Source organism: Solidesulfovibrio sp. (genome assembly GCF_029978005.1).
Classification (GTDB): domain Bacteria; phylum Desulfobacterota; class Desulfovibrionia; order Desulfovibrionales; family Desulfovibrionaceae; genus Solidesulfovibrio.
On record NZ_JARKOZ010000056.1, the window covers coordinates 1 to 21637 of the forward strand.

At 59.1% G+C, this 21637-nt stretch carries 15 protein-coding genes and 1 pseudogene; 7 read left to right on the plus strand and 9 right to left on the minus strand.

The window, feature by feature from the left end; all coding sequences use genetic code 11:
- Positions 1–889: 889 nt before the first annotated feature.
- From Q1K70_RS06385 to Q1K70_RS06400, 4 genes are all read left to right on the plus strand, one after another.
- A complete protein-coding gene (locus tag Q1K70_RS06385) occupies positions 890–1132 on the plus strand; it encodes a hypothetical protein (protein WP_300157029.1) in 243 nt (80 codons plus the stop codon).
- Positions 1133–1206: 74 nt separating this feature from the next.
- A complete protein-coding gene (locus Q1K70_RS06390) occupies positions 1207–1503 on the plus strand; it encodes a hypothetical protein (RefSeq protein WP_300157032.1) in 297 nt (98 codons plus the stop codon).
- 453 nt (positions 1504–1956) lie between these two features.
- Positions 1957–2415, plus strand: coding sequence for a universal stress protein (locus tag Q1K70_RS06395; protein WP_300157034.1), 459 nt, complete (start codon positions 1957–1959; stop codon positions 2413–2415).
- Between the two features lie 34 nt (positions 2416–2449).
- Complete coding sequence (locus Q1K70_RS06400) at positions 2450–2935, plus strand: VOC family protein (protein WP_300157036.1); 486 nt, start codon at positions 2450–2452, stop codon at positions 2933–2935.
- 109 nt (positions 2936–3044) lie between these two features.
- Here Q1K70_RS06400 and Q1K70_RS06405 read toward each other — a convergent pair.
- Positions 3045–3556 (minus strand): annotated as a pseudogene (locus Q1K70_RS06405) (transposase); the annotation flags it as partial.
- Between the two features lie 135 nt (positions 3557–3691).
- Here Q1K70_RS06405 and Q1K70_RS06410 point away from each other — a divergent pair.
- On the plus strand, positions 3692–5266 hold the full coding sequence (locus tag Q1K70_RS06410; protein WP_300157038.1) for a glucan biosynthesis protein G: 1575 nt from the start codon (positions 3692–3694) through the stop codon (positions 5264–5266).
- Positions 5263–7713 (plus strand): glucans biosynthesis glucosyltransferase MdoH, encoded by a 2451-nt coding sequence (gene mdoH / locus Q1K70_RS06415; RefSeq protein WP_300157158.1) that lies wholly within the window; start codon positions 5263–5265, stop codon positions 7711–7713. The genes Q1K70_RS06410 and mdoH overlap by 4 nt, the downstream gene beginning before the upstream one ends.
- Positions 7714–7801: 88 nt before the next feature.
- Here mdoH and Q1K70_RS06420 read toward each other — a convergent pair whose 3' ends face one another.
- Entirely contained in the window at positions 7802–8083 is a 282-nt protein-coding gene (locus Q1K70_RS06420) for a PAS domain-containing protein (protein ID WP_300157040.1), read from the minus strand.
- A 497-nt stretch (positions 8084–8580) separates the two neighbouring features.
- Between Q1K70_RS06420 and Q1K70_RS06425 the strand changes: the two genes are divergently transcribed.
- On the plus strand, positions 8581–9705 hold the full coding sequence (locus tag Q1K70_RS06425) for a PQQ-dependent sugar dehydrogenase (RefSeq protein WP_300157042.1): 1125 nt from the start codon (positions 8581–8583) through the stop codon (positions 9703–9705).
- A gap of 411 nt (positions 9706–10116) precedes the next feature.
- Here Q1K70_RS06425 and Q1K70_RS06430 read toward each other — a convergent pair whose 3' ends face one another.
- The 7 genes from Q1K70_RS06430 to Q1K70_RS06460 all read right to left on the minus strand — a co-directional run bounded on the left by Q1K70_RS06430 (position 10117) and on the right by Q1K70_RS06460 (position 21637).
- Positions 10117–10818, minus strand: a complete 702-nt coding sequence (locus Q1K70_RS06430; protein ID WP_300157044.1) for a hypothetical protein — start codon at positions 10816–10818, stop codon at positions 10117–10119.
- A gap of 183 nt (positions 10819–11001) precedes the next feature.
- Positions 11002–12603, minus strand: a complete 1602-nt coding sequence (locus tag Q1K70_RS06435) for a hypothetical protein (RefSeq protein ID WP_300157046.1) — start codon at positions 12601–12603, stop codon at positions 11002–11004.
- Between the two features lie 9 nt (positions 12604–12612).
- A complete protein-coding gene (locus Q1K70_RS06440; protein ID WP_300157048.1) occupies positions 12613–13530 on the minus strand; it encodes a hypothetical protein in 918 nt (305 codons plus the stop codon).
- Positions 13531–18438 carry a hypothetical protein gene (locus Q1K70_RS06445; protein WP_300157050.1) on the minus strand — a complete coding sequence of 1636 codons (4908 nt, stop codon included), beginning with the start codon at positions 18436–18438 and terminating at the stop codon, positions 13531–13533.
- The gene (locus Q1K70_RS06450) at positions 18438–19586 is read right to left on the minus strand and encodes a hypothetical protein (protein WP_300157052.1); all 1149 of its coding nucleotides are present in this window, start codon (positions 19584–19586) and stop codon (positions 18438–18440) included. Before Q1K70_RS06450 ends, Q1K70_RS06445 begins: the two co-directional genes overlap by 1 nt.
- Complete coding sequence (locus Q1K70_RS06455; RefSeq protein WP_300157054.1) at positions 19587–21194, minus strand: hypothetical protein; 1608 nt, start codon at positions 21192–21194, stop codon at positions 19587–19589.
- Entirely contained in the window at positions 21185–21637 is a 453-nt protein-coding gene (locus Q1K70_RS06460) for a hypothetical protein (protein WP_300157056.1), read from the minus strand. Before Q1K70_RS06460 ends, Q1K70_RS06455 begins: the two co-directional genes overlap by 10 nt.

A 21637-nucleotide genomic window follows, 5' to 3' on the forward strand; every position in this document is an offset into this window, starting at 1 on the left:
CTCCTCCAACCTTGCGTTTATATTGCTTTTCATCGTCCCTCTTTGGCCTAGGGATCAAAGGCTCAACTATCTCCCAAAACGCGTCCGACACTTCCCATGATTTTATGCTCATATGCCTGCCTCCGTTGGAGAAAAGCATACCAAAATCTGAATCCAACAGCAACTTATTTATGGATAAGTCCTAATTTATCAACAGCAATCATCCCGCCCCGGCATGACAATAGAAAGGGTGCGCCGGGGCGGGGCACACTTTGTGTTACACATGGCATTCTCCTTTCGCCCAGATCCCTCTATGCTTTCTTTTCTCGCATAACCCTAGACAGCACCCGCTTTAATTCCTCAAAATCTATGGGCGCGGCATAATTTACTCCATGTTCGTCACCTTTCGAAGGATATTCAGTGAGTCATCTTGCGTGTCTATGTTTATGTAAGCCGTAAATGTTTAGGTCCCAAGTTCGTCTCCGTTCGTCCTAAACTGCCCGCCGCAGACAGTTCGGATTTTTCGGCTTGTTGGCAGCATACTAATAGAAAGCAGTCCATACCGAAGTTGTTCATCGATCCGCCAACAGGTCTAGATTCATAACCAAATCGTCTTTCGAAGGACAGGACCGAGTCGACATGTCGGCCCGAGGATATGATCGTGTCGACAGATACTGGGTTGGGAGATGCTTATCGACCATCGCATGCCTTCACCCGCGACCTGGAAGATGCCAAAAAAAACTGTCTCTTTGGAAAATATAAGTTGTAACTATCTGGGGATATTTGTTTTCAAGTGTGCTCGCCTGGATGTGAGGCCTTTATTTTCGCCCAGTAGTTCCCATAGCCGATATCCTGTGGTATGGCGTCGGCAAGGTCTTTCTTGTCCAAACCTCTAAACCGGGAGGGATCTATGTCCGCCGATTTGCAGACATTTGTGAACATGCTCAAGAGCGCCATGCCTCACTGCATCAAGAGCGAGGACGACGCTAATCAGGTGATTACAATCATCGGTTCCGTCATCACCAATGCTATCAAGAACAAGGACACCGTTTACCTAGAGGGTATCGGCGAATGGCGTAGTGAAGCAATCGCTGGCAAGAAGAACGTCATTTTTACCCCTGACCGCATACTTATCGATGCAGCCAACGAGTAGCTCGGTATTATAGACGATGTAATTGAGGAGTCAGGATTGTTTTGACGCTGTGTGTAGCGATAAAGGAGTTTGTCATGCCGGATAACATGCCGTCCACCCCAAGGAAAACGGATTTCGTGACCACAACGCCACTCATGCCGAGCAGTTTGGATATCAAATGCAAATGTGGGAAAATGCTCAGTGTTTCCCTTGACGACCCTCATCTCAAGGAGACCATCATGGCCCATCCTTGCTGCAACGAAGACGCGCCTCTCGAAGAGTTGAAGCAGACCATCGAGCTCTTCTCGCAGTACATAGAAGCCAGGGCGACGCTTGAGGGCCGGGGATGGGATGTCGAGCTGTACGCCCCCCCGTGGAATTGCAAGGCCTAGGAGAGGCGTTCTCGGAGAACGTGTCACGAATACGTGGGAAACCCGGCGGCTTCCTTCCCATGAAAGCTTCCTTCCCATGAAACTTGATGAGAACGATCATGGTGAGGCCACACCACAACCAGAGTAATACATGCATCAACGTTCTGGAGGATATCTCCTGGGGATTTATAAAGGCTGATGAGATGGCCGGCCGCATTCACAGTACGATCTTGTCCGTCGCGTTGGAGGTCCTGGAAAATTGGGATGCTGCCAAGATTCCGGGGCCGGTGCCACCAGGATCGATAAGCCAGGGGACGGATGGACATTTTCTATGAGCTGAGTCTGGCTCTGCTTGAATGTGTCTCGAAGTAGTCCGGCGCCAGTGGACGCCCTGCCCGATCGATGAAGGCCAAGCTTCCTGTGTGGAAGTGGCGATACACCACCGGGCAGGGCTTCTAACCAATGGAGAACGCCATGGATCCAGTTACCATCCTTTGGCCTACTGACCTTTCCAAAGGTTCGCTCAAGGCCACGAGCCAAGTGCTCACCCTAGCGGAAAAACTGAACGCCCGAGTGGTGGCCTTGTACGTTTCGTTGGATTTGTGTTCGCTTTTTCCGGCGTACGGCAACTATCCAAGCCCCGAGCGTGTCCAGGAATTCCAGAGCTGGGATTTGGAAGCCGCCAGGATCAATCTAGAAGACATCTGCAATAGTCTGCTAAATGGTTGTCCGAACCTTGACCTTCGACTGGTGCGCGGTGACGCAGTCGAACAAATTCTCAAGGTGGCCCAAGAGGAAAAAGCTTCCCTCGTTGTCATGACCAGCCGGGGACAGAGCCTGGACAAGGACCCCGGCGCTGCGACTGGTCTTGGCAATGTTGCCAGGCAGGTGCTGGAGAAGTCCAGGGTGCCAGTGCAAATAGTTTATCCGTAATACCCCTCTCCACTCAAGATAAAGGAGAAGTGGCATGGTGAGGCCAGAAATGATCACGATTTGCCTTTGGTTCGACCGCGACGCAGAAGATGCAGCGAGATTTTACGCCAAGACCTTTCCTAATTCGTCAGTTGGTGCAGTGCACCTCGCACCTGGAGACTATCCATCTGGAAAGAAAGGTGATGTGTTGACGGTCGAGTTCACAGTGATGGGAATTCCCTGCCTCGGATTAAATGGCGGCCCAGAAGTCAAGCATAATCTAGCTTTTTCGTTTCAGATCGCAACCGCTGACCAAGCCGATACGGATCGCTACTGGAACGCTATCGTCAGCAATGGCGGCGAAGAGAGTGTCTGCGGCTGGTGCAAGGATAAATGGGGCCTGTCCTGGCAGATTACGCCACTGGCTCTGACGAGAGCGATTACCGATCCCGATCCAGCAGCCGCAAAGCGCGCATTTGATGCGATGATGCAGATGAAAAAGATCGACATAGCTGTAATCGAAGCAGCACGACGCGGTTGAAGCAGATTGCCGCTATCGTCGTCATAGGCTGGGGTTGTATTGGCCCAAAACGCAGTTCCCTGCATTTTGGGGCTTCCCCTGAACCAGGAATTGCAGGTCACTCCCATGACAACGCCAACAGGGGCGCATCTTCGGCCTTGTCGTAGCGCGGTGGCCGCTTGGTCGGGGACTTGGACACGCGTTCGGCCAGACAAGAGCGCGCGAGCTCAATCGCTTCGGCGATGCGCTTCATAGAGTATCGCCCGCGAAGGGCAAGGGTGAGCACAAGATCAGTTTTTTCTCACTCGATCTCGATGGCGTCCTTGAGGATTTCCACCTCCATCGTCTTCTTGCCCAAAAGCCGTTCGAGTTCACGAACCTGTTTACGCAGAGTCCGAACTTCGGCTGCGCTCACCACCTCGTCGTCAGGGAAACCGCCTTTTTACCGCCCTCGCTCGTGAGCTTCCTCCAGCGGAAGAGAAGATTGGGCGCGACGCCATGCTTTCTGCCACAAACGAGACGCTCAGGCCTGGCAAAAGCGACTCCTCGACGATGCGCAACCTCGGCCAATGCCCAGCCCCGATGCTGGACCATCTGCGCCACCTCGACAGCTGGGAACTCGTTAGCGCTCTGTCTGGACATACCTCCAGCACGACCTCCTAGGCTGGCGGACGTGTCCAGTCGAAATGAGGGCTACTCTATCCGGCTCGCAATTTTGTTGTTTCCAGAAAGAAATATGCTATCCTCCGACTATGACTATAGCAAGGAGGCAACATCGTGCTCAGCAAAGCCTCAATGCCCCCCTGGCGGTCGATAAGCCTCGGTTTGGCGATCCTACCCCTGGTACTGCTCCTGGTCCAGCCAGTCCGAGCCGAAGAGGCTTTTTCCTTCGAGAAGCTCACCGCCATGGCCCGACAATTGGCGGTCACGCCTTATCAGGCCCCGGGTCAAATCCCCAAGCCTCTCGGCGGCATCAGCTACGACACGTGGCGAAAAATCCGCTTCAAGCCTGAGGCCGCCTTGTGGCGCAAGGAGAATCTGCCTTTCGAGTTGCAATTTTTCCCTCCGGGATTCCTCTATGATCGCACGGTCACGGTCAACATCGTATCCGGCGGCATGGCGAGTCCCCTGGCCCTGGGCACCGACAGCTTCGATTTGAGCCAAGTGGAGGATCTGGCGCAACAACTTCCGTCCCGGATCGGCATTGCCGGCTTCCGAGTCCATACCGCTATCAACACCCCGACCTATCTTGACGAATTCCTCTTGTTTCTGGGTGCTTCCTATTTCCGGGCCGTGAGTCGGGGGGAAAACTACGGGCTGTCGGCCCGGGGATTGGCCGTGAACACCGCCTCACCCTCGGGCGAAGAATTCCCCTGGTTCCGGGAATTCTGGATCGTCAAACCGGCCAAGACCGACAAGGCCATCCGGATTTTCGCCCTGCTCGACAGCCAGAACCTGACCGGCGCTTATGCCTTTGCGGCCACGCCGGGCCAGGAAACCATCATCGACGTCAACGCCCGGATTTTTTTGCGCCAACCAGTGGCCAAACTTGGCATTGCTCCCCTGACCAGCATGTTTTTTTACGGCGAAAACTCCTTGCCGGGAACGCGCCAGGACTGGCGTCCCGAGGTCCACGACTCCGACGGCCTGCTCGTCCACTTCCGAAACGGGGAATGGCTCTGGCGACCGCTTGTCAATCCCGTCCATCTCCAGGGGAACTTGTTTACCGCTGGCCACGTCCGAGGCTTCGGCCTCCTGCAGCGGGATACGGACTTCGCCGACTACCAGGACCTGGAGGCCCGAATGGAAAACCGCCCCAGCGTATGGATCGAACCACAAGGAAACTGGGGAGACGGCGGGGTGGAGCTGGTGCTCATTCCCTCGGACAAGGAAATCCACGACAACGTGGTGGTTTTTTTTCGGCCCAATACGACGCCCGAGCCTGGAAAGGCCCTGGAATTCGCCTATCGCATGCGCTGGGGCAAGGCCCCGGACGATTTGCCGCCCGGGCCCCGGGTCACGGCTACCCGGACATCCGTTCCGAATCCGGACCAGCGCCTATTCGTCGTGGATTTCGGGGGCAAGGCCCTAGCCAGGCTCAAACCGGACGCCGTTGTCCAGGGCATCGTCAGCGCCGGCTCCGGCGGTACTATTCTTGAGCACCAAGTCTATCGGAATCCGGTCACTGGTGGGTGGCGTCTTACGTTTACCGCCGCCCTTGACAAGAGCGGCGCTCTGGCGGGCGTTTTGCCCGACAAGAGGCCGCCCGTGGAGTTGCGGGCCTTTCTAAAGCTTCCGGATGGACGCGTAAGTGAGACATGGAGCACTTCCATGACCCCGGTCGCTCCATGACGACAACAGTTGCCAATACGTCAGGCGCGGCCTCAAAGCACGCATCGCCGGCCGAAGCTGTGAGTCGCAGGTTGCTCGCCTATCTGCGCCGCCTGCCCATGGCCGAAGAACAGCGGTTGGAAACGGCCCAGGAGCTGACGCATGCGTTCTCGGCCGAGGGCAACGCTCCCGAGGACGCCGCGTCCCGGGCCATGGCCGCATTTTTTCGGCAGACCGGTGCTCCCGGGCCCCGACAGGACGCTTGCCCCACCCCCCGGATCCAACGCACCCCCATGGCTCCGCGATTCGGACCCGCGACGGGCAGTCACTGGGCTGGTCCACGTTTCCGGCCTGGGTCTGCGTGTTCGGACATCCCCTTGGAACATCGCCACCGTTTATGGACCAGGGTGGCCAACCGGCGACGTCTATTCCTGGCATTTTTGATCGTCGCTCCCACCCTGGCCGGGACCCTCCGCATGCGTGAGCTTTTCCCGAGCCAGGGACACACCGGCCTGGAAGTCGTTCTGTTGATCGCATTTTCGTTCCTGTTCGCCTGGATATCCATCGGCTTCTGGACGGCCATGGCCGGTTTCGTTCTCCTGGCCCGTGGCGTCGACCGTTTTGCCGCGACGACGGCAAGGGAGACCGACGCGATGGTGCGACCCGGCGTGCGCACGGCAGTGGTCTTTCCGGTCTATGGCGAGGACATGGACCGGGTAGCTGCCGGCATCGAGGCGGTCGCCCGCTCTCTGGGCGGGGCTGCAGGCGGGAATTTCGATTTTTTCATCCTGAGCGACACCAGGGACCCCGACGCCTGGGTGGAGGAGGAGAGAGCCTTTGCCGCCCTGAGGAATAGATTGATCGGGGTCGTTCCGGTCTTCTACCGACGCCGGCGGGCGAACATCAAAAAGAAAAGCGGCAACATTGCCGATTTCTGCCGTGGGTTCGGGGCCGGATACACCTACATGTTGGTCATGGACGCCGACAGCATCATGGCTGGAGAAACCATAAACCGCCTGGTGCAAATCATGGAGCGCCGCCGGGACGTGGGCATCCTCCAAACCATCCCTAGGCTCGTGGGAAAGGCCACGTTGCTGGCCCGGGTCCAGCAACTGGCGAGCAGCCTTTATGGTCCCATGTTCGCCGCCGGACTTCATTACTGGCTTATGGGCAACGCGCTCTACATTGGCCACAATGCCCTCATCCGGCTGCGACCGTTTACGCGCTACTGCGCCCTGCCTAGGCTGCGGGGTTCTCCCCCTCTGGGCGGAGAGATATCGAGCCATGATTTCGTGGAAAGCGGCCTGATGCGGCGGGCCGGCTGGGGCGTCTGGATGGTCTATGATCTGCCCGGGAGCTACGAGGAAACCCCGACGAACGTTCTGGCTGAGCTTGAGCGCGACCGGCGCTGGTGTAAGGGAAATCTCCAGCACTTACGCTTGGTTTTCAGCAGCGCCGTGTTTCCCGCTTACCGAATGCTGTTTGTCAATGGTGTCATGGTGTACGGCGCGGCCCTGCTTTGGTTCATCTTCCTGGCAGTGTCTTCGGCCGAAGCCGTTTACGAATCCTTCACCCCTCTGACCTATTTCCCCCCGACCAGATCCCTCTTTCCGAACTGGCCGATCTGGGAGCCCTGGTGGGCGGTGGGCTTGCTTTTGACCACAGGCGGGCTGCTTTTTCTGCCGAAGCTCGCCGGCGTCCTGCTGGTGCTCCTCAAGGGCCGGGCCCACCTCTTCGGCGGTCTGGCAAAACTTCTCGTAGGAGTCGGGATCGAGATTGTGGTGTCGACCTTACTGGCTCCCGTCCGCATGTTGGCCCATAGCAAGTTCCTGGTCTTGACTCTGCTCGGCCGGGATACCGGCTGGGGACGCCAAGTCCGGGAGGATAAGTCCCTCTCCCCGGGCGAAGCCGTCCGGCTGCATCTGGGCGGCACGATTCTGGCCACTTTGTGGGCCATGGCCCTTTATCTCCTGAACCAGCGATTTTTCTGGTGGGTAAGCCCTATTTTTCTTCCACTCCTCCTGGCAGCTCCTCTGTCCATGGTGACGAGCTCTCCCGGGGTCGGGCGCTGGCTGCAACACTTGGGGCTGCTCCTCATTCCCGAGGAAGTCGAGCCCCCCCAGGTACTTTTGGATCTCGCCAAGCACCATCGCGCCAACCAGGAAGCCGACCGGCCTCTGGGCATTCCCAGAGACCAGGGCTTTGCCTTGGCCGTGGTCGATCCGGCAAGTTGCGGATTGCGCCTGGGCATGATCCACCGACCTAGCCGGACAGGGGCGGACAGGGAAGCACGGCGTGAGGCGCTCGTAGCCAAGGCTGTCGCTCTCGGCCCCCTCGGCCTGGATATTGGAGATAAAACCAAAGTGCTCGACGATTCGGCCGCTCTGATCGAGTTGCACCGTCAGATATGGAGGCTGCCCGCTAAGGAAGTCCGCCGCTCCTGGTTGGCCCAGATCGATTGGCCGTGAAGCCATCAGCGAGGGGGAGGTGAGAGCGATGCTGCTGCTGACTTATCTTCAAAAATTGGCATAGCACTTACTGCAATCCATCTGTCTGTCACGATGCATGACTACGAACACAAACCGTAATATTATTAACTTCCTCTCTAGTTGACGAAACCATCATGACGAGATGCTCAATCAAAAAATCTGAACCATCATCTTTTATCGCCCTCCATTCTGGATCAAACGGCATTTCTCCAAGCAATTGTTCTTTCGTTAAACATAAGGTGTTCGATGATTTTGAATTTAAATCTATTACATTGCCATCATAAGAATGGATATCTATTCCTGCCGGCAATAAGGCAAAAACATTCACCAGCTGTTCATATGTAAGCATAAGAGCCTCTAAGCAAAAGGCTTTTTAAATATTATAGCTTCTTAGCACAAGAATACGATCAAATGAAAGAGATAAATTCAAAAATACAAAATAAACGACCAAGCACTCAGCTTTGATCGAGAAGCATATTCGGTTCGGCGTACAAACCCCTGAACACTGGAACGCCTAAGCCATCTTTAACTTTCGAACTCATTCCGCCTAGCATCTCGCTAGACACCAAAACTTGGATTTTATCAATCTCAAAAAATCGACATACTATGACATACAAATCTCATAAAAAATGATTTGCCTCACCCATTATTGCCAGGCAAAACAAATAACTATATACTGATTTACGCCATAAAACCTGATCCGCTCAAGGGAAAATGGGGGCCGCAGACAAATCTCACCCGGCAACGGGATCAACAAAGGACTGACTGTTGTTTTCCTCCCTATCCTTGCATGCGATCCGTATTCTGTTATGGTTAGGCAAAGCCTGTTCTTCAAGGAGGCATACCATGTCGCACCGTAATTCCAGCATGCCGGGACCAAGTCTGTGGTGTGTGATCACTCTGGTCGTGTTCGGAAACATGATGGCAGGACTCGGCCCCGCCTTTTGCGCCAAACCAGACATGGCGTCCATCAGTCTGCCGCCCGGATTTTCCATCCAGATTTATGCCGCAGTGCCTGGGGCGCGCTCCATGGCCCTTGGTGCAAAGGGCACGATCTTTGTCGGCACTCGCGATGAGGGCAAGGTCTACGCCGTGTCCGGGAAAGACCCGGGGAATATCACTGTGCAGGTCATCGCTTCGGGACTGACCGAACCCAACGGCGTGGCTTTTCGGGACGGTGACCTCTATGTGGCCGACGTGGACAAGATTTTACGCTTTCATGATATCGAAAGTCATTTGAACGATCCCTCAATACCCGAACGCGTGCCTGCCAGTCTTCCAAGCGACAGGCACCACGGCTGGAGGTACATCGCCTTCGGACCGGACGGGAAACTATACATACCGGTCGGCGCGCCCTGTAATGCCTGCCGCCGCGACCCGCCTTACAACACCATCCAGCGGCTCGACATCGCAACCGGCCAGCAGGAGGTCTTTGCCCGGGGTATTCGCAACACCGTGGGTTTCGACTGGCACCCCTTGACCGGCGAGCTCTGGTTTACGGAAAACGGCCGGGACTGGCTCGGTGACAACACCCCTCCCGACAGCCTCAACCGCGCGCCCGTCCCCGGCCTTGATTTCGGTTTTCCCTTCTGCAATGCCGGCCAGCCCGACCCGGAATTCGGCAAGGATGCGGACTGCTCGCGTTACGCCCCGAATGCAGCACACATCCAGGCCCACAGCGCCGCCCTGGGCATGAAGTTCTACGCCGGCAACATGTTCCCCCAAGCGTACCGCAACAGTATTTTCATCGCCGAGCACGGATCCTGGAACCGCTCCACCCCGGTGGGCTACCGCGTGGCCGTGGCTACCATCAACACTGACGGCACGGCCCGCTACGAGCCTTTCGCTACAGGCTGGCTTCAAGGAAAATCCGCCTGGGGTCGACCGGTAGATGTGCTTGTCATGCCCGATGGCGCGCTGCTGGTCAGCGATGACCGAGCCGGCCTGCTCTATCGGATCACCTACAGGTAATGTGTTTGAATGCAATTCTCCACCCCAGAGAAGGTAGTGATGAATGGTCCGAAAAGGCCCGGGCAGGTCAGAGCGGCCTTTGCAAAAGTTGAAAATGAGGGTGGGCAACAAAAAAGCCCGTGGGGCGCTGTGACAGCACATCCACGGGCTTCAGGAGGGGCGAAAAAACTGCGGAAGAAAAAGAGGAAGGCGTCAAGACCCCGCTATCGCGGGAACTTGACGCCTTTGAATTCGTTGGCGTCCCCAAGGGGATTTGAACCCCTGTTACCGGCGTGAAAGGCTGCTGGCCCCTCTGGCTTCCACTCTGAAAATCCAGCAATCACGCCATTTTTATCCCATCATCCCCCATTTCTAAAAACTCTCTTCCACTACCATCTTTACGGCCACATTTACGGGGTATCCTGGAGTCCGCTAAGGCCACGCCACCCCGGATAAGACCTTATCCACGGCCACGGCATCGCCGGCAGCGTCAACCGCCGTCTGCGCCCTGGTGCATGCCCGGTACAGGGCATCCGTCCAGAGAGCAATTTCCGCCGTGAGAGCCCGGAACGATTCCGACGTGTGCGCCACCGGATTCCCGCTGGCATCATCCCAGGTGAAGCCATTGGGGAGGGCCATGCCGCCGGCCAGCTTGGCTTCCAGTCCCGTCATCCAATCCCGGACGGTCTTGTTGACCTTGTAGACATGCCCTTGGCTGTCGGTGAAGGTGCCGAACATGCGGGCGTCGGTCCACCTGTCGAGCATGGCCCTGGCCGTGGCCTTGATCGCCTCCATGTCGTCAGCCGGGGGGGGAACGGCCCTGTCCTGGCATCCCCAGCCAAGAGCGTCCGCCACCGTGACGCCGATCCTGGACAGACCTTCCCCTTGCCCGAGCATCCATTGGTCCAGGTGCCTGGCCGTGGGCGTGCCGGTCGCATCGTAATCCGTCCGGACACGATGCCCGGCAACAGTTTCGACCTGGGTGTTAAGGGGCAGGTCGCCCTGGGACGCCCACCCGTACCGCTCATCCAGCAGGGCCTGCACGAACGCAAGCGCCTGGCCGTGATACGCTGGGTCAGCCAGAAGGTTCAAAACATCCTGGCGAGAATTGATGATCACGGGGAATCCGTTCATATGGCCTCCTTATGAAAGGGTGTAGTAACGATCTATCCGCTTCACGGTGGCGACGAGCGGACTGTTATTCCAATTCGAACTACGTGAGCCGCAATTCGCACTGTTATTCCAATTGCCGCCCAAGATCGCACGGGAGACGCATCAGCCAAATATTCGCGGCGCGAGACGCGTTACGGAGCGTCGTTATGCGGCCAGCGGCTCCGCGACCCCGCGAGCCCCGTAACTCGCAATCAGACCCAGCGGACCGCTAGCCCAAGACGAACTACGTGAGCCGCAATTCGCACCGCCAGTCCAATCGCCGCCCAAGAGCGCACGGTTGGGCGCTTGGTAGTGCTGACCAGCCACGCCCGAGTCATTGCCATCGAAGGCGTTGACCCAGGCCGCCGAGGACGCGCCGCCGCCGGCCTCCTCGCCCCACTGCCAGAGGTTGCCACAGCAGTCCTCACAGCCGACGTTGCTGATCATGCGCCGGCCGGCCGTGTCGGATTTCCCGCCCGTGGTGCCAGGGTCCGCACTACCAGTGATGTTGGTCCCCTGGTTACTGCCCAGGCTGGCGGCCACGAACTCGGTTTGGGTCAGCATCCGCTTGCCGATCTGGCCGAGCCACTGGCTGAATTTGTACCAATGGAAGGCCGGGCTGCTGGTCCCGTCAGCGCAGGTGGCGTTGTAGGCCGACACGAGCTTGCCGCCGCTGACAGAGGCCAAGTAGATGTCCACCCATTTGCCGAGGCCATCCACGTACACCATGCCCTCGGGGGCGCAGACGGGCCGGAACTTCGCGTCCCACACCGATGCCGGCAGGATGTCCCCGGCCAGGTAGCCGGAAAGCGTGTGGCCGCTGATCGTGCCCACGGCCGCGCACAGGCAGTGGAAGCCGCCGATCTTGCGGGAGGTCGTGGCATCAAAACCGCTGGGGTATGTGGCGTTGGCGGAAACCAGCAACTTCAGCGATCCAGCGTTGATGCAGGCGTAGACGTAGAAATCCTTGCCCGCTCGAGCCGAGGCCACGGTGTAATCGGTGGTGACGCTGTCCCAGGTGGCGGCCAAGGACAGGTCCAGGACCTGCTGCGCGGTCAAGACCAGGTACGTGCCGTTGACATCAACCAGCATCCGGTTCGGGCTCAGGATTATGAGCCTGTCAGCCGCGACCGAAACGGTTTTGGCCGCAAAGCGGATATCCCTGGCGAAGATTCCCGGGACATTGCTGGTGGGCGTCGGCAGGTTGGCAGACGGGACCTTCCCGTCCGTGCCCAACGGGGCAACGCCGCTGGCGACACCCTTCGCGGAGATGGGGATTGCGCCGACGTCAGCCGAGTTCTGGATTCGGGTGGAATACCAAACTCGCACGAGGTTGGCCGTCAGCGTGTGTCCCGTGTCCATCGCAAGCGTGACGGTTTGGCCAGCGATCCCAGATACAAGACCGTACTTGATCCCATCCGTGCCGCAATCTGCCTTGATGCGCATGCCCACGGTCAGATTGGCGGCATCATCCGTGCTCACCAAAAAGGTGTTCTCGGTAGCATAGGTGGAGGCGACCGGCCCCTTCCATATCGTGGCGACAGCACTCAGACCGGCCGGGGTGACGGCCCTGAGAGCGTCGGCCCCGGCCATGGCCTCTGCGATGGTGGAGAGTTCCACCAGCCCGGCGGCTGTTTCCGTGGCCGCGCCGGTGGAACTCACGGCCAATCCGTTGAGGTTCTGTAAGAAGGCATTGAGCCACCGCTTGGCGCTGGTCCCGATACCGCCTTCGCCGTTTGCCCGGGGAACAATGTTTTTGGTCGCCATGGAATCTCCTTATCTGGGCTGAATGTCGCCATTGGCATCCAGGTCGAATTCGGCGCTGTAACCAGGGATAACGGCCGGCATCATGTCTCCGCTGTCATCCAGGTCAAAAAAATCCGTCATGCGCGTGGTCAGCCTGACCCAATTGGCCGAGGTGTCCGGGGCTTCGCCTACGATGTCGGTGCCGATGCACCGGTAGGTATTGCCATCGGTGTATGCCGTGATGTCCGGGAAGCTGTACGATGTGCCCGCGTCCCACGGAGGTGCGGCGCTGTTGGCCTCGGCCGATGTGGCGTAGCCCTGGGCGGCGCTGGCCGCGGCGACGGCAACCCCTTTGGCCAATTCCGTGGCAGCGGCGTCGTCATCGCATGCGATCCTGTCAGCTGCGACCTGATCCGCATCAGCCTTTGCCGATGCCGCGCTTTCGGCAGCCTGCTGCGCGGACGCCGTGGCGGTTGCCAGGTCTCCGACAGCATCAAGGATGTCCTCGGCCGACATCGGGGTGTCCGTGTTCGTCTCGGTGACCTTGATCGATCTGTCCAGCTGCTCCTGAATCTGCTGCGAGATGCAGACCAGACGGTCCAAGGCGGCTTCATGCGATTCAGCCGGAAATGACCCGCCTTCGGTGTAGTCTGTCTCCTGTTTGAGCTGGAGGACACGTTTGAGCAAGATCTTCTCGCCGACAGGGGGAGGCCCCTTGCTGCCGGAAACGGCGTAATCGCCGATAAGGGTGACCATTCCTCCCCCAATGTCACCGACTCCGGAAACAGCGAAGTCCGTGTCCAGTGTGAGGGGAGTCTCAATGCCTTCGGCATCCAAGAGAATGACAACCATGTCGGAAGCATCGAAGACGCGAAAGGTGTACGGGAACGCCACCTGACCGCCAGTCCCTGAATACAGGACCTTGTTCGTCGTGGATTCGATGGTCATTTACTGGTTCCTTCCTTTTTCCCTGAGCCCAAGAGTCATCAGGGCCTGCAACCTGGGGTTCTCCTTCATGAGACGGATTTGCGCCGCTTGGCGGTAGACCTGGATTTCCCGCTGGATCGTCATTTTTTTCTGCTCATCATCCAGCTGCTTGTAGGCCCTGGTCCTGATGATGTGCTCCAAGTCCGCCTTCATGGTGCGTCCAACGCCATCGTCACCAGGGTTGCGCATGACCTGGGTGGAAAGTTCAATGAACCGGTCATACTCCTGGGGGGTGAGCTCCAGGGGAACGCCCTGGAAGGATTGCGTTCGCCTCGGGATGGACGGTCCCCACTCCAGACGAAGCAACTCCTTGTCGATTTCGGACACGTCCCCGGTCTGCACCTTCAGGGGAGAAAGCCAGCCCAAATACAGCCCCTCGCCGGCAGCGTGGACTTGGTAGGGGTCGCCCCAGATATCCCGCTTCGGCGGCAGGCTGGAGGACAGGCCCGGGATGCGGGACTTCATGGCGTCCACCCATGACCAGACAGCCTTGACCTCTGGGTCTGTCTCCACCACCACGTCGCGCAAAATCGAGGGCACGAAGCTGGAAGCGAATCCCTGGAGCATCCGAGGGCCTTTTGATTCCGGAAACGTGACGGCGTTCATGGCATCCGCCACGCCCTGCAGCCATGTCTTACTGGTGATGGTTTTGGCCGTGGCCAGGGCCAGGGCCGTGAACAGGGTAGGCAAGTCGCGTTCCTGCCCCACCTGGTCCCATTCCTGGATGATCATGCGGGCATTGGCCGCCATGGAAAATAGCGTGCCCACCGGTTCGGTGCGGTCGTAGGCCACCCACTGATCGCCAACCTTGACGCTGTTCGGCTGGTAGACACGCCGCCAAGCCTCGCGCTCTTTGGGTTCGCTGGGTCCGTCTCCGGTGATGAGGCCGGACGCGTTGGCCATGACGGCCAGGCCCATGATGGACGATCCCAACGCCACCCGGGCCAAGGCCAGATCACGCTTTGCCCCGCCAGACTGGAAGTCATCCCAAAAGGATTTCTTGATGAAGGCGATGGGGGTACGATCCAGGCTGTACTGCAGGATGTTGTAGGGCGTGGACACGAACGGCATGAGCAGCTTGAGGAACAGATTGGAATTCCTGAAGCGGTTGAGAGCCGACATGGTGGACCCCATGTCCTGGGTGAAAGTCTGGACCCTGGCGAAATCCAGGGCGGCCTTGGCCATGTCGGCCGGCGGCGCATCCATGAGCTCCTTGGCCCTGGCCGTGATGTCTTCCCCCTGCCGGCCTTCAATGGCGGCCTGACGGAAAGCCAGGCCGGCCAGGCCTTGGCGGTAGCCCAGGAACTTGAAATATTCGTCTTCCGCGCCAAGAGCGCGGCCAGGAATGCCGAGACCTGTCCAGATGGCGTCTGCAGCCTTGTTCCAGGACTCGGGGATGTTCTTGCCGATCCAGCCCGGAGCCCCCTGGCCGAACATGGGGGCATAGTCCTGCTTCTGCTGGCCGCCGAACTTGGATTCCCCGGTTTTCATGGCCTCCCAGGCCAGTTTGAGGGCATCGGTCTGGTTTTGGACCAGGGCAAAGGCCATGGCCTTGGCTTCCAAAACACTCACGTCGCCGTCACCTTCGGATAGCCAGCCCCAGGGAAGACCGGTCGTGTCCCGGGCCGTCTTGAATCCCTTGCCGATGAGAGAGGCCACGGCCCGTTCCGGGATGGCCATGCCGGCCACCAGCATGTTGCCCATCATGTTCGCCACATGGGTCTTGGGCGAAGAGAGCATGCACATATAACGGTAGGCGAGAAACCAGTCCCCGAAGGTCCGCTGCCGTACATTATGGACTAAGGTGTCCACTTTGTGCATGGGGACAGGACCTTGTTGGGCGGCATCGACCAGGGAATTCGCCGCCTCCTCGATGAGCCGTCGGCCGCCGGCCTGGTCGGTCAGCTTGGCCATGTCCTCGCCGGTCAGCTGGTTCATGAGCGCAGGGTCGAGGAATTGCGTGGAAGCAAGCATCTTCCATTGGTTGAGGGCGCGACCGGCCTCGGCCCGCAGCCCGGCCACGTGGGCCTGCAGCGCGGCGTGCACCTCCATGCGCCGGCGGAAGGCCAAAAGCGAAGCGTCGGAGTTGTCGCCGCCCTTGATGTCCCTGGCTCGGCGCATGAGGTCCTCGGCCGAGGCATTGAGGATCACCCTGGCCGCATAGGTCTTTTCCGCGTTCCAGCCTTCGCCGCGCATCCTGGCCAGCAAGTCGGCTTCGGTCATGCCGAGATCGGAAGCGGCCTGGGCCGTGGTATCGTGGCTCCGTTCGTAGCGTCTGGCCGCATCGATGTCCGGGGCCAAGACGGTCTCGACCTTGTTGATGAGCCCGGCAATGTCCTCTTCCGAGTTGATTTTGCTGTAATTGATGCCCAGGGATTTGGCCTTGAGCGGCGGAGGAAGGTTGTTGTCGATGACGTCAGGCTCTATGGACTGCAGCTTATCCTGGACCTCGAAAGGCACGTCCTTGTCGCCGAAGCCCCAGCGGCCGATTTCTTCCCAGTTCTTCGACTCGGAAACAGGCCGCACGCGGTCCTGCTCTCTCGGCCCCGGCGCGCCGATGCCCTTGAAGGTACGCCCTTCCTGCAGGGCCTGCTGCACCAGCTGATCGAAGTTTTGCGGCGCGCGGCTCTCGGGCAGGACGCCCAAGCGATCCAGCGTCCGGTCAAAGACACCCTTGACGCGGCCAACAAACTCACCCCAGGGAGTTTCGCCCTGACCCATGAACAAGCCCTGGCTGAGGTAGGACCGGGCCACCTCGTCCGCCCCGAATTCCGCGAAGTCCACCCCCCTGGCCTCGGCCCCGGAATCCTTCCAAAACTGCCGCAACTCCTGCTCGACCTGGGGGAACTGCGGCAGCAGGCGTTCCACGATGTTGTGACCGCCAATCTCATGCAGCAGGTCCACGGCCGGCATGTGGCCGTCGTAGAGCTTCACCAGATCACGGAACACGCCTGGCTCAACCTCCTGGTTGGGCGTGTGGCTGCCGACGATCTTGCCTTCTCCGGAAATGCCGTACTGGCTGGAAAGCTCTTTACTGGCCAACATGAGCGCCGGAACAACCTCGACCTGCACCCGATCCGACAGGCCGGGGATGTCCTTGACCAAGCGTTTGGCCACTTCATAGGTGGCCTGGTCCGTCTCCCCGTTCATCATGGCCCGGTGCAGGTTCATGATGTTGGCATCGCTCATGGCATCGTAATCAACACCAGGCAGGCGCTGGTTCCAGGGCGTGCGCGTCTGCGGCGTGGCGATGCCCATGCCCATGCCAACGCCGAAGGCTTCGGCCAGTTGGCCCGGGGCGGTGACACCCTCGGCCAGGGCCTGGCCAGAGAAGGCCGCCCCGGTCGTAGGCGCGCGCAAAGCCATGGGCAGGGCGTTCGTCGCGGCCAGGATGCCTTTCATAATGCCCCAGGTGGCGGCCGACTTGGCAGCCGTGGGCAAGCCGCCTTCGGTGTAGCCCTTGAGGCCGGCGAAGGCCGGACCCATGGCGAACTCCATCATGCCCGGGCCGCTCCCCAGGATGCCGCCGACCACGTTGGTCATGTAGTCGTCGTATTTGACCTGCCCCAGGAAGTGCTTGGCCCAATAGTCGGACTGCTCCATGAGGGCCTGGAACACGCCGCCCTTGTCGGTCCCGGTTGCCGCGGCGACATCGCTGGAAAGATCGTCCAGAGTGCGGAAGAAACCGGCCATGCCGGCATAGGTGTTGCCCAGGGCCTTGGACCCGTAGTCCTTGGTTCGCTGCCAGGCCTCGGAGAAAATGTCTCCCGTGGCCTCCAGGGGGGTGCGCTGGTTTCTGGCTTGCACCACGGGGGCCTGACCGAATCCTGGAATGCCGCCAGTCCCATTGGAGCCACCAGAGTAGCCCGGGACCTTCAGCACGTCGGCAAGTTCCTGGTCATTCGAAGCGGTCAAGGCGGCTTTTCGGCCTGTTTCCACTCTGACCATGCTTTTCTGCAAGGCAAACAGCGTGTTCGGATCATGCAGGTCAAGCGGTTGATCGGGGCTGACCCCCATGTCCTTGGAAACGGTATTTATGTATTCCTGTGTCTTGTTCTCGTTCGGGGGAGCGTAGCGGCTCACGATCCCGGTGACAGTATTCAGGCCATGCTTGTCCTGGTAACGCAGCAAAAGGTCTTTCTGCGCTGAAAGGCCCTCTTCCATGGTCCCGTAGCTTTGAAAGCTGGTGCTGCTGGCCCGGATATTCCCCGGGTTGTTGTTCCTGAGCCAGACAGGGGCCTTGCCGCCGGGGAATGAAATCGGGGAGGGTTGGGGCAGAGTCTTCCCGGCCGGGGCTGCGGTAGCGGTCGTGTCGGGAACGCCGGCCTGCCCGGATTCATCCTGGCCATACTGCTGTGCCTGCTTCTCGTGGAGTTGCTGCGCGTAGGCCGTGGCGTCCTCGGGCGTGGAAAACTTCCCCAGATGTTTCCCCGTCTGGTGGTACTGCTGAATGGCTTCATCGTCGGAGAGAATGCGGCTTCCGTCTTCGGCCGTGGTCGGAATGAGGATTTCCCCGTTCCCCTCATTAAAGGACATGGAACGGACCGTGGAAATGGTGCCATCGGCATTCTTGATGACAGGCCGATTGTTGAGGTCGATATTGCCGGCCTCTGTCGGCTTCGGCATGGCCGGCTCTTCGGCTGTCTTGTTGAAAGACTGCTGAAAAACGGAAAGTTTCGCCTTTTGCTCCTCCACCTTGGCGGCCACGTCCTGGCCCTCCGGAGACTGCGCCCAGGTCTGGAACGGATCAGGCGGCGGCGGCACGATCCCGGCGTCCACAAGGGAATGCTCGGCGTCCCGGATGATCCGGTCTTCAGCCTTCGTCTGGTAGGTGTCCCAGAAATTGTCCTGCTGCTGCTCGTCAAGCATTATGACCACCATTTGGCTTTGACGCCGCTGTTATAGACTGAGGTGACGCCACCCAATAAACTGGAACCGGCCTTGGCCAGGGAACCCCAATCCGTCGAATCCGCCTGGCTGGAATACTTCTCGGCCGCATTGGCCGAACTGGTGCCGCCGGTGACCTGATCCATGATGTCGTATTGCAGCCCCCAGATTGTGTCCTGGGTGCTCTGGTCCAGCTTCCAGACCGTGCGCCAACCCTGTTCGCGGTACTGATCGGCGGTGCGTTCGGATTCCGTTTGCGTGACCAGGGTGTTGTATTCCAGCTTGGTATCAATGGCGTTCAGCTTGGTATCAAGCTGCTGCTGGTAGGCGTCGTTTTTGATCTGCGCTTCCTGAAGCAGGGATTCGCCCTTGTTCATGGCGTCGGTGACGACTTCCTGAGCCTGGATGTGTCCGGTCTGCCGGGTGGTGGCCGCATCATAGCCGGTCTGAAAGTCCACGTCGGCGATCTGGGAACCGGCCTTGAGTTTGAGGTAGGAGACCTTCTTGGCGTTGATGTCGTCTTGCTGCTGCATGACCTCGAGGGCGCTTCCGGTCATCTCCCGGCCCTGGGCCGCGATCTTGGCCGCCAGTTCCCCCTGCTGCTGCACGGCCTCATCGCGGAGTTGCCCCAGCTGGAAATCCCGTTCCGACTGGAGTTCCCTGACCTGGCCTTCACCCTTGGCTTCGGTGTACTTGGCCTTGGCCTCGGCCGTGGCATTGGCAATGTCGGCCTCCGTCAAGGCGGTCTTGAACAGGTTCCCGACCTGGGTCAGCGCCAGGTCAACGGAGAGTTTCGCGGAAGTGGATGCGTCCTGGATGGCAGAGAGCTTTTCCTGATTGGCAAAGAGCTTCCCGTAAGCCAGTTCCACGGGGGTCCACGCCTCCACCCATTGCGCCTCGCGGTCGTAGGTGAAGGCGGTGTATTCAGACTCCATGTCGGATTCGTTCTGAATCCGCACGGCATCAAGCACGTCCCGCTGCGCGTTGATGAAGGAAGCGTCAGCCTGCTTTTGGGCGGCATCAGCCTTGGCCGAAGCAGCATCCGACTTGCTGGTGTCGAAGAGGGAAGAACCGACCTGAACCCCGGTGCCAACGATGCCGGCCCCGGCGGCTACTCCTGCGGCAGACATTTATTGGCCCCCTTGCTTGCCGAGGTTGAGACCGAACATGCGCTGGGCATCCTGCATCCGCCTCATCTTGGCCGCCAAAGCTTCCTGGGCATCCTTGAAGGACGTAGAAAGGGTGATGACCGTCTGCCGGTCTATTTTCCCAGCCCGGTAGTCTTCGATCATCTTGCTATACGCGCCGTTGATGACGTCGATATTGTCAGGCGTCTGGCCGCCGAAATAACCGGAAATGGCGTCGTCGATGGCCGGCGGTGCCTGGATATGCCGTTTGGCCACTTCCAAGGCGGCGTCCCTGGGCTTCAGGCCGTTTTGCACCAGGTCATCCACTTCCGTCGTGGCGGTGTTGAATTCCTGAAGCTGCTGGTCGTAGGCCATGGAACCAGATTTTGCCGTCAGCAAAAGCCCTTTGAGCTTGCTTTTGGCGTCCTTGATCTGGGGGTTCTCATCGCTTCGGTTCTTGCCCATCCAGTATTTGGCCTCTGATTCATCAATGCGTCCGTCAGCGAACGCCGAAATGACGTCCTGGTCGCTCAAATCTCCCCCGGCGTACTTCTGCATGAGGTAGATTTGTGTATTTTTGTCAGGGGTGAACTTCTTTTCCGCACCGTTGATCTTATCCAGCAGGGTGCGCCCCTGCTCAGGGCGAAGAATTCCCCGGTCAACAGCCTGGGAGACATCAGACTGGGCAAAGGTTCCTGTCCCGAGCTTGCTGTAAAACTGGTAGAAGTTGTTGTCCTGGATGCCGGCAAGCTGCTTTTCAGCGTCAGCCTGCGCCCTGGCTTCATCCATGGTCATGGCGCTTTTGGCGGACAAGACCTGATGGGAAAGACGCTTCAGGCGTTCGGTGTCGAATTTGCCCACGAAGTCGCCAGCCTCCCACGCCTTAATCATCCATGGGCGTGTGGAAGGGTCGGTCAACTGGCTGGTGACGTTGAGTTCCAGCGCATCCTGCTTGCTGGAAGTCGCGTTTTTCTGGGCAACATCCGGAGCCACGAAGCCAGAGGCCGCGGCCCCGGCCCAGTTCTTGTCGATTTCCCCCATGGCGGCCTGCAGGTCTTCCGGGGTCCTGGCTCGCTGGGCTTGCCCCTTGGCCTTCTGGTCCTGCTGCTCGGCCACGTCCAAGCCATACTGCTGGCGCACCTTCCAGGCCTGCACTTTGGCCCGTGTCATGATGCTGTTGGTGCTCTTGTCCAGCATGAGCGAAGTGTATTGCTGGGCATCCGCAGTAGGGGCTTTGGTCAATAAATCGGACTTCGCCTGATCCAGCTTCGTCTGCAGATCGGACAACTGCTGGTCGGTGTTTTCTCCCGTGACGTTTTGCGAGAAAGCCAAAAGGTGGTCATTGGCCGCCTTGTCGAAATCAACGTCCGTCTTGTTGGCATACAGGTATTCATCCTGACGAATCCGCTTGGCAGCGATATTCGCCAGTTCATTGCCAACCGCCGACAGCGTGGCCCCGGCCTGGCCGAATTCCTGGGACTGCTGGCCCTCCTGCTGCGCGGCAAACAGGTCGGCTTCCGAACTGGCCAAAGGGGCTTGTTCGTGCTTGACCATCACCCGGGGCGTAGACGGCTGGTAGCCGCGGGCCAGGGCCGGAACATTCAGCGCCATGCCTGCCTCCTGGAAAAAATGACGTAATCGGCTCCATCAGGGCCGAAGGCCTTCAGAATCCCTTCCCGCTCGAACCCCAAGTGCTCTGCCCACTTGATGGCCGGGGCATATCCCTGGCGCACGGTGCACTGCAGACGGCGCAAGTGCATCGCCTTGAAGGCGGCATTGAGAAATGTCCTGGTGGACTTGAGTACGGCCACGGGGAAGTTCTCGATAAGGGGACTGGTGCGCATCCAGGCTTCGCCCACGCCCGGCCAAAACAGGATGACCCCACCACAGCACACGACGTCAGGCCCGGACATGATGGTGATGGCCGGATGCCTGGACAGGTTCTGGGCAATGGCCCTGGAAAAGGTCCCCAGCCCCTCCACAAAGGCGGCATCGGCTTCCCGTAGCTGCATTGTCATGGCGTGGTCAGGGTGAAAGACTTCGGTGCGCAACAT

What these genes read in the sequence shown, in the direction of transcription:
- Q1K70_RS06460 (WP_300157056.1), bottom strand. Translation starts at nt 21,637, where the DNA reads ATGTTGCGCACCGAAGTCTTTCACCCTGACCACGCCATGACAATGCAG.
- Q1K70_RS06450 (WP_300157052.1), bottom strand. Translation starts at nt 19,586, where the DNA reads ATGTCTGCCGCAGGAGTAGCCGCCGGGGCCGGCATCGTTGGCACCGGG.
- Q1K70_RS06440 (WP_300157048.1), bottom strand. Translation starts at nt 13,530, where the DNA reads ATGACCATCGAATCCACGACGAACAAGGTCCTGTATTCAGGGACTGGC.
- Q1K70_RS06390 (WP_300157032.1), top strand. Translation starts at nt 1,207, where the DNA reads ATGCCGGATAACATGCCGTCCACCCCAAGGAAAACGGATTTCGTGACC.
- Q1K70_RS06400 (WP_300157036.1), top strand. Translation starts at nt 2,450, where the DNA reads ATGGTGAGGCCAGAAATGATCACGATTTGCCTTTGGTTCGACCGCGAC.
- Q1K70_RS06425 (WP_300157042.1), top strand. Translation starts at nt 8,581, where the DNA reads ATGTCGCACCGTAATTCCAGCATGCCGGGACCAAGTCTGTGGTGTGTG.
- Q1K70_RS06420 (WP_300157040.1), bottom strand. Translation starts at nt 8,083, where the DNA reads ATGCTTACATATGAACAGCTGGTGAATGTTTTTGCCTTATTGCCGGCA.
- Q1K70_RS06455 (WP_300157054.1), bottom strand. Translation starts at nt 21,194, where the DNA reads ATGGCGCTGAATGTTCCGGCCCTGGCCCGCGGCTACCAGCCGTCTACG.
- Q1K70_RS06430 (WP_300157044.1), bottom strand. Translation starts at nt 10,818, where the DNA reads ATGAACGGATTCCCCGTGATCATCAATTCTCGCCAGGATGTTTTGAAC.
- Q1K70_RS06445 (WP_300157050.1), bottom strand. Translation starts at nt 18,438, where the DNA reads ATGCTTGACGAGCAGCAGCAGGACAATTTCTGGGACACCTACCAGACG.
- Q1K70_RS06395 (WP_300157034.1), top strand. Translation starts at nt 1,957, where the DNA reads ATGGATCCAGTTACCATCCTTTGGCCTACTGACCTTTCCAAAGGTTCG.
- mdoH (WP_300157158.1), top strand. Translation starts at nt 5,263, where the DNA reads ATGACGACAACAGTTGCCAATACGTCAGGCGCGGCCTCAAAGCACGCA.
- Q1K70_RS06435 (WP_300157046.1), bottom strand. Translation starts at nt 12,603, where the DNA reads ATGGCGACCAAAAACATTGTTCCCCGGGCAAACGGCGAAGGCGGTATC.
- Q1K70_RS06385 (WP_300157029.1), top strand. Translation starts at nt 890, where the DNA reads ATGTCCGCCGATTTGCAGACATTTGTGAACATGCTCAAGAGCGCCATG.